Below are 6,725 nucleotides of genomic sequence, written 5' to 3'. Positions count from 1 at the left end.
AATGCCCTCAGGCCTCAGGCCATAACCTGAATCCCTGATACCTCATTGGCGCGGGGTGGAGCAGCCCGGTAGCTCGTCAGGCTCATAACCTGAAGGCCGCAGGTTCAAATCCTGCCCCCGCAACCAAAACTACAAAAACCCGCCAGGCATTCGCCGGCGGGTTTTTTGTGCGTCCGAGGCCAGTCCCTCAGGCGTTCCGACCTGTCTCTATTCCCGCAATGACACCTGCGCGAGCCGATCAATTCGGCTATGCTCCCCGCATGATAATGATTTTCGACGACACAAGGACGGCCCGCGCATGAGCCTCTCGCTGTGGCAGGGAGCCTGTCTGGCGCTGCTGATCGCAGGGGCGATGGAGCTCGTCGCCTGGGGCGTCCATCGCTACGTCATGCACGGGCCAGGCTGGATCCTTCACAAGTCGCATCATGTCCGGTCAAAAGGCTGGTTGGAGTGGAACGACCTTTACGGGCTGTTCTTCGCGCTGATCAGCGTCGCGCTGCTGATGTTGGAACCGGTCGATAGCGCTGGCTATTGGGTCGGGATCGGCATGACGCTGTACGGTGCTCTCTACGCGATATTGCACGATGGCCTCGTCCACCGTCGACTGCCGCTGCGGTTCGATCGGATGAATGGCTTTTTCCGCCATCTCGTGCGGTCGCATCATCTTCACCATGCCACGCAGGGGCGCGACGGAGCCGTCTCCTTCGGCTTTCTCTATGCGCCGCCGCTCAAGGTGCTTGCCGCCCGGCTGCGCCATAACCGGCAACACCGCCGTGGATGATCTTCCACGATCGCGCGGTTTGCTGCTCGCCGGACTCGTGCTCGGGACCTGGGCGGCGCTGCATATCTGGTCAGTCTTCCTGATCGAAATCGATCGCACGCCGCTGTGGCTGACATCATCGCTTATCCTGCTGCTCTGCTGGTTGAGCGTCGGTCTGTTCATCGTCGCGCATGACGCCATGCACGGTTCGCTGGCACCGGGACGCCCAGGGTTGAGCCGGGCGATCGGCCGGCTGTGCCTGTTCGTCTATGCGGGCTTTTCGTTCGACCGGCTGTTGCCCAAGCATATGGCGCACCATCGCCACGCCGGGACGGCCGAGGATCCCGATTTCCATGCGCCCGCGCCGCGCGATGTGTTCCGCTGGTACGGTGCCTTCTTCCGCCAATATTTCGGTCTGCGTGAGCTCGCGATGATGTCGGCGATGATCGCCGTCTATCTGTTCCTGCTCGGCGCCCGTTACGAAAACCTGCTGCTGTTCTGGGCGCTGCCGTCGATCCTGTCGTCGATGCAGCTGTTCTTCTTCGGCACCTATCTGCCGCATTGTGCCGGTGACGATTTCGTTGACCGACATCGTGCGCGGAGCGCCGATGTGCCTGTCTGGGCCTCGCTTCTCAGCTGCTATCATTTCGGCTATCACCATGAGCATCACCGCTGGCCGCATGTCCCCTGGTGGGGCCTGCCGGCGGCGCGGCGGAGGGCCAAGGCCGAGGCCGCTCTCGGTTCAGGCGGCCGCGTGTAGCAGCGATCGGGCGACGATCGCCAGCTTGCGTGGGGTCGATATGACGACCCGCTCGTCCCAGGCCTGAGCGCCGCGGGCTGCAACTTCCCGACCAATGCCGCCATAGATCGACCGGGCGCTGTGGATCGCCCAGCGCGACCGGAAATCGAGGCGGGCGATCCCCGCCATCGCCCGCTCCTCGTAGAGCAGCGACAGGTCGACGATCCGGCCGACCAGCGCCACCAATGCATCACGACGCGACGGATTCATCGGATCGGCGGGATCGACCCCGAACTCCTCCATCCACGCCCTTGGCAGATAGCAGCGGCCGCCTGCATGATCCTCGGCGACATCGCGGGCGATATTGCCGAGCTGGAAAGACAGACCGAGCGCACAGGCGGTGTCGAGCGTTGCGTCGTCCTCGGGATCGACGCCCATCACGACCGCCATCATGCAGCCGACTGTGCCGGCGACATGATAGCAATAGCGCAGCAGATCGGCTTCGCTTTCGGGCGTCCATCCCGCGCAGTCGAGCGCAAATCCCTCCAGATGGTCGTCGATGTAACGCACCGGAATGCGCCGTTCGGCGGCGACCGCGGCGAGGGCGCGATAGGGAGGGGCACCCGAGATGCCGTCTGCCAGCGCGCGATGCGTCTCGCGGCGCAGCTCTTCGATAACGCTGGCATCACTGGCGCTCAGCGGACCGCCCAGTTCCTGACCGTCGCAGACATCGTCACAGTGCCGGCACCAGGCATAGAGCAGCCAGGCCCGCTCGCGCGTGGCGCGGTCGAACAGCTGGCTGGCCATATAGAAGGAGCGCGAGCCGAGCCGGATCGTCGACCCGGCCCAGTCGACCAGTTCGCTTCTATCCTGCAGCACCGCCGGTGGCACCTCTCCGCTCACCCGGCTAGGTCTTCGATCATCAGGGCCGCCGTGGCCTTCGCGCTTCCCACCACCCCGGGAATGCCCGCTCCCGGATGGGTGCCGGCCCCCACGAAATACAGGCTGCCGATATCGGGATCGCGATTATGCACGCGGAACCAGGCGCTTTGCGTCAGCACCGGCTCCAGGCTGAAGGCCGAGCCGAGATGCGCGGCGAGATCGTCGCGGAAGTCGAACGGCGTGTAATGGAACATCGTCGTGATCCGGTCGCGCAAGCCGGGCATGAAGCGCTGCTCAAGGATCGACAGAACCTGATCGCGATAGCGCGGCCCTTCGACCTCCCAGTCGACATTCGCCTTGCCCAGATGCGGCACCGGAGCGAGGACGTAGAAGGTCGAATGACCGTTCGGCGCCATCGACGGATCGGTCGCGGTCGGATGATGCAGATAGAGCGACGGATCGGGTGCGAGGCCGCCACCCTTGTAGATATCGTCGAGCAGCCCGCGATAACGGGGCCCGAACACGATCGAATGGTGCGGGACATCGGGCCAGTCGCCCGTCGTTCCGAAATGGACCACGAACAACGATGGCGAGAAGCGCTTGGCCTTCAGCTTGCGCTGCTTGCGTTCGTCGCCGAGCAACCCGTAGGTCGAAACGACGTCCGCATTGGATGCGACCGCGTCATAGACTGCACTATGGCCCGAGCGGGTGGCGACGGTGCGCACCTGGCCTTCGCTGGTACCGATGCGCACGACCGGGTCATCGAGGCGCAGCGTTCCTCCGAGCCGCTCGAAATAGCGCACCATGCCGCGGATGAGCGCGTTGGTACCGCCCTTGGCGAACCACACCCCGCCATCCTTTTCCAGCTTGTGGATCAGCGCATAGATGGCGCTGGTCGTCATCGGGTTGCCGCCGACCAGCAAGGTGTGGAACGAGAAGGCCTCGCGCAGTTTCTCGTTGCGGATGAAGCTCGACACCATCGAATAGACCGATCGCCAGGCCTGGTAGCGCGCCAGTTGCGGCGCGGCCTTGAGCATCGAGGCGAAGTCGAGGAACGCGACCGTGCCGAGCTTGCGATAGCCCTCTTCGAACACGCCGGCCGAATAGTCGAGGAAGCGGCGATAGCCGGCCACGTCTGCAGGATCGAGCGCGGCAATCTGGCGCTCGAGCGACGCGTCGTCATTATCATAGTCGAAGGTCGTCCCATCGGGCCAGGACAGGCGGTAGAAGGGCCTTACCGGCACGAGATCGACATCCGCCGCCATATCCGCGCCGCTCAGCGCCCATAGCTGCTGCAGGCAGTCGGGATCGGTGATGACGGTCGGCCCGGCATCGAAGACATGGCCGTCCTTTTCCCAATAATAGGCCCGCCCGCCGGGCCGGTCGCGCGCTTCGTAGATGGTGGTCGCGATCCCTGCCGACTGCAGCCGGATCGCAAGCGCCAGGCCGCCGAAGCCCGAACCGATGACCGCCGCCTTCTTCATGCGCGGCCTGCGATCGCCGAGAGCGCGGCGAAAATACCGACCGGCGGCTTCCCGCTGAGGGTGCGCAGCTTGTCGAGCGCGGTCAGGCGCGTCGCGTAGAAGCGGGCCACGCTCGCCTCGGGCAGGTGATAGAAATGCTCGAGCACACGGTAGCGCTGTCTGGGTGGGGCGGCGTGGAAGAGCATGCGGTTCAACATCCTGTAGAAGCCGCGTTCGCGCCAGAGGCGTTTTGCACGGTCGTGGAGGAGCCGGCGGAGCCCCGACGTCGTCATGTCGGATGCCTCGGTCAGCAGCATGGCATTGGCCACCGCATCCGGCACCGAATAGCCGGTGGTAGGATGGAAGAAGCCGCCGCGCATCCCAATCCGTCCAAATGGGTAGTCGTCCGGCCATAGCGCGTCGAGCCGGCCACCGAGCACGATCGGCAGGACCCCGGTTTCTTCGCCTACCGTCTCGAACCTCCGGCCGATGCGATCGTCGACATAGGCGTTGATCCGCTGCCGCAACAGACCCACGTCCAGCGCCGGATCGAGGCTGTAATAGGTGTCCTCGACAAGCAACTCGGTGGCGCTGAAGGGGAGGAGATAGACGAAGCGATAGCCATCGGCCTGGTCGACCTCGGCGTCCATGATCATCGGCTCGGCGACCCCGTGGGGCACGGCGAAGCGCAGATGACGCCCGACGAATTTCTGCCAGCCCAGATCTAGCCCCTCGATCGGCCCCCCGCCGCGCGCGTCGACGACCGCGTCGGCAGTGATCGTCTCGCCATCGGACAGGCGCACGCCCTCCGGCGTCACTTCGACCGCTTCGCGGCCCAGCCGCAAGGATGATGCCGGCAGGGTCCGGAGCAGAGCGTCGTGGAGATCGGGCGATCGGAGGCTGTTATAGCCCAGGCCGATATGCCGCCTCCGCGCCGGGAAGGCGATTCGGTGCGAGGGCCAGCGCGTCGGGCCGACCGCATCGACGAGCCAGCGATGGCCGGCCTCCACGTCCTGATCGAAGAAGGACCAGATATGATTGCCGCCGAAGCGATCGCCGCGTTCCACGAGGATAGGCTCGACATCCTGCCTTCTCGCATGGAGGGCAAGTGCGCTAAGCCCTCCGGCGAGACCGCCGCCCAGAAGCAGGACACGCCGCTTCATGCCGCGTACCGTGCCGCTTCACGGCGTGGGCAAATCGAAGGATGGGCTTGGTGATGGCGAAGCGCGGGTATCAATGGGCGGCCCTTATCGTCGCGGTGACCTTAGGCGCAGAACCCGGCCATGCCGCCACTGCCGAGCTTCGGCTGTGTCTGGAGGGGTTGCGTAGCACGCGGGGCATGCTCCGCCTATGCCTGGCACGCGAGGCAGCGGCCTTTCCCGATTGCAAGGCAGGGGCGTCGGTTCGCCGGGATATGCCGATCGGTGCCGCGCCGGACCATTGCTTCACTCTAACGGCGCTCCAACCCGGGCCTTACGCCATATCGCTCTTTCACGATGAGAATGCGAATGCGCGGCTCGACAAGACAATGGCAATACCCCGCGAAGGTTTCGGCTTCTCGCGAAACCCCAAGATCGGATTCGGCCCGCCCCGGTTCGACGCAGCGCGCATAGACGTGAAGGCCGGGCAGAATGCCGAGACGGTGAAGGTCCGCTATCTGATGTGACCCGGACAGCTGTACCTTAGGTCGCCGAACGGGAAGCCTGTGTGCGAGAATTGCTCGTGCAATGTCTCGGTACGAGGCGATAGGGCGCCCCGGATAGGGTGCCCATTCCGTTCGTCGCGATCGACGACGCGATCTGCTTCCAAAGTCTCGAAGGATGCTGCATCGTCGCATCGTCCGAAGCCGCATCGACGGCGGAGGACGGCGTCGACACGGCCCTGTCCGCGCTCGCCGGGAGATACAGGCCCTCGATCGGCGAGATGGATGCGCGGGCGGAGTCGATGCTGTTGAAGGGGAGGCCGTTGCATGACGATCGAGATGTTGACTGACCAGGATCTGCCGACTGCGATGCGGCAGGTATCGGATTCGGTCGACGCGGTGTTCGCCGACATATTGGCGACACCGCCCGGCGCGAGCGAACGGCTCTACGAAGCGATGCGCTATGCGGCGATCGGTGGCGGCAAGCGGATGCGGCCATTGCTGGTTGTCGCTTCGGCCAGACTGTTCGATGTCGCGCCGCAAAACGCGCTGCTCGCCGGCGTCGCGGTCGAGTGCGTCCATGTCCATTCGCTGGTTCATGACGACCTGCCCTGCATGGACGATGACGATCTGCGCCGCGGCCGGGCGACGCTGCACAAGCGGTTCGACGAGGCCACCGCTGTATTGGCAGGCGACGCTTTGCTGGCGCTGGCCTTCGAACTCCTCGCTCGGCCGGAAACCCATGCCGATGCGCTGGTGCGGGCCGAACTGATCTCGACGCTCGCCTCTTCGGCCGGCGCGTCGGGCATGGCCAGCGGCCAGATGATGGACATGGCTGCCATCGATGCCACGCTCGACATGGACGCTGTTGTTCAGTTGCAGCAGTTGAAGACCGGCGCGATGATCGGCTGGTGCGTCGGTGCTGGCGCGGCGCTCGGTGCGGCCGATGCCGGCCAGCGCGTGGCGCTATCGCATTATGCCCAATGCGTCAGCCTGGCCTTCCAGATCGCCGACGATCTGCTCGACGTCGAAGGCGATGAACAGGCCGTGGGCAAACGTCTTCGCAAGGATGACGAGCAAGGCAAGCAGACTTTGGTGCGCATGCTCGGCCGCGAGAGCGCGCGCAACTATGCGAGCGGTCTGATCGACCGGGCTGTGAACAGCCTTTCCCCCTTCGGTCCCGCAGCCGATCTGCTCCGCTCGATCGCGCATTTCAGCATCCATCGCGATCGGTGATAC

The 6,725-nt window shown here is 64.8% G+C and carries 8 protein-coding genes and 1 tRNA gene; 6 read left to right on the top strand and 3 right to left on the bottom strand.

The features are described 5' to 3' along the window. Positions 1–49 precede the first annotated feature (49 nt). From KAY22_RS02645 to KAY22_RS02635, 3 genes are all read left to right on the top strand, one after another. Positions 50–126: transfer RNA gene (locus KAY22_RS02645), tRNA-Met, on the top strand. 172 nt (positions 127–298) lie between these two features. After that, positions 299–781, top strand: coding sequence for a sterol desaturase family protein (locus KAY22_RS02640; RefSeq protein WP_296619656.1), 483 nt, complete (start codon positions 299–301; stop codon positions 779–781). Then, positions 774–1,520 carry a fatty acid desaturase gene (locus KAY22_RS02635; RefSeq protein ID WP_296619654.1) on the top strand — a complete coding sequence of 249 codons (747 nt, stop codon included), beginning with the start codon at positions 774–776 and terminating at the stop codon, positions 1,518–1,520. Before KAY22_RS02640 ends, KAY22_RS02635 begins: the two co-directional genes overlap by 8 nt. On the opposite strand, the gene KAY22_RS02630 is transcribed toward KAY22_RS02635, so the two are convergent. The 3 genes from KAY22_RS02630 to crtY are packed head-to-tail and all read right to left on the bottom strand — an operon-like array spanning position 1,503 to position 5,007. Then, positions 1,503–2,402, bottom strand: a complete 900-nt coding sequence (locus tag KAY22_RS02630; RefSeq protein WP_296619652.1) for a phytoene/squalene synthase family protein — start codon at positions 2,400–2,402, stop codon at positions 1,503–1,505. The two genes, KAY22_RS02635 and KAY22_RS02630, sit on opposite strands and share 18 nt — an antisense overlap. After that, entirely contained in the window at positions 2,399–3,865 is a 1,467-nt protein-coding gene (locus KAY22_RS02625) for a phytoene desaturase (RefSeq protein ID WP_296619651.1), read from the bottom strand. Before KAY22_RS02625 ends, KAY22_RS02630 begins: the two co-directional genes overlap by 4 nt. Beyond that, the gene (gene crtY, locus KAY22_RS02620) at positions 3,862–5,007 is read right to left on the bottom strand and encodes a lycopene beta-cyclase CrtY (protein ID WP_296619648.1); all 1,146 of its coding nucleotides are present in this window, start codon (positions 5,005–5,007) and stop codon (positions 3,862–3,864) included. The genes KAY22_RS02625 and crtY overlap by 4 nt, the downstream gene beginning before the upstream one ends. A gap of 53 nt (positions 5,008–5,060) precedes the next feature. On the opposite strand from crtY, the gene KAY22_RS02615 reads away from it, so the two are divergent. The 3 genes from KAY22_RS02615 to KAY22_RS02605 all read left to right on the top strand — a co-directional run bounded on the left by KAY22_RS02615 (position 5,061) and on the right by KAY22_RS02605 (position 6,722). Continuing rightward, on the top strand, positions 5,061–5,510 hold the full coding sequence (locus KAY22_RS02615) for a DUF2141 domain-containing protein (RefSeq protein ID WP_296619646.1): 450 nt from the start codon (positions 5,061–5,063) through the stop codon (positions 5,508–5,510). A gap of 98 nt (positions 5,511–5,608) precedes the next feature. After that, positions 5,609–5,836 (top strand): hypothetical protein, encoded by a 228-nt coding sequence (locus KAY22_RS02610; RefSeq protein ID WP_296619643.1) that lies wholly within the window; start codon positions 5,609–5,611, stop codon positions 5,834–5,836. Further along, the gene (locus tag KAY22_RS02605; RefSeq protein WP_296619640.1) at positions 5,814–6,722 is read left to right on the top strand and encodes a farnesyl diphosphate synthase; all 909 of its coding nucleotides are present in this window, start codon (positions 5,814–5,816) and stop codon (positions 6,720–6,722) included. The genes KAY22_RS02610 and KAY22_RS02605 overlap by 23 nt, the downstream gene beginning before the upstream one ends. The last annotated feature ends 3 nt before the right edge of the window (positions 6,723–6,725 follow it).

It is taken from the genome of Rhizorhabdus sp., from assembly GCF_018006725.1.
GTDB lineage: Bacteria > Pseudomonadota > Alphaproteobacteria > Sphingomonadales > Sphingomonadaceae > Rhizorhabdus.
This window is presented reverse-complemented; position numbering and strand designations above follow the sequence as displayed.

Excerpts from the sequence above, each read along its gene's own strand:
- KAY22_RS02615 (WP_296619646.1), top strand. The coding sequence starts at position 5,061 with ATGGCGAAGCGCGGGTATCAATGGGCGGCCCTTATCGTCGCGGTGACC.
- KAY22_RS02605 (WP_296619640.1), top strand. The coding sequence starts at position 5,814 with ATGACGATCGAGATGTTGACTGACCAGGATCTGCCGACTGCGATGCGG.
- crtY (WP_296619648.1), bottom strand. The coding sequence starts at position 5,007 with ATGAAGCGGCGTGTCCTGCTTCTGGGCGGCGGTCTCGCCGGAGGGCTT.
- KAY22_RS02640 (WP_296619656.1), top strand. The coding sequence starts at position 299 with ATGAGCCTCTCGCTGTGGCAGGGAGCCTGTCTGGCGCTGCTGATCGCA.
- KAY22_RS02625 (WP_296619651.1), bottom strand. The coding sequence starts at position 3,865 with ATGAAGAAGGCGGCGGTCATCGGTTCGGGCTTCGGCGGCCTGGCGCTT.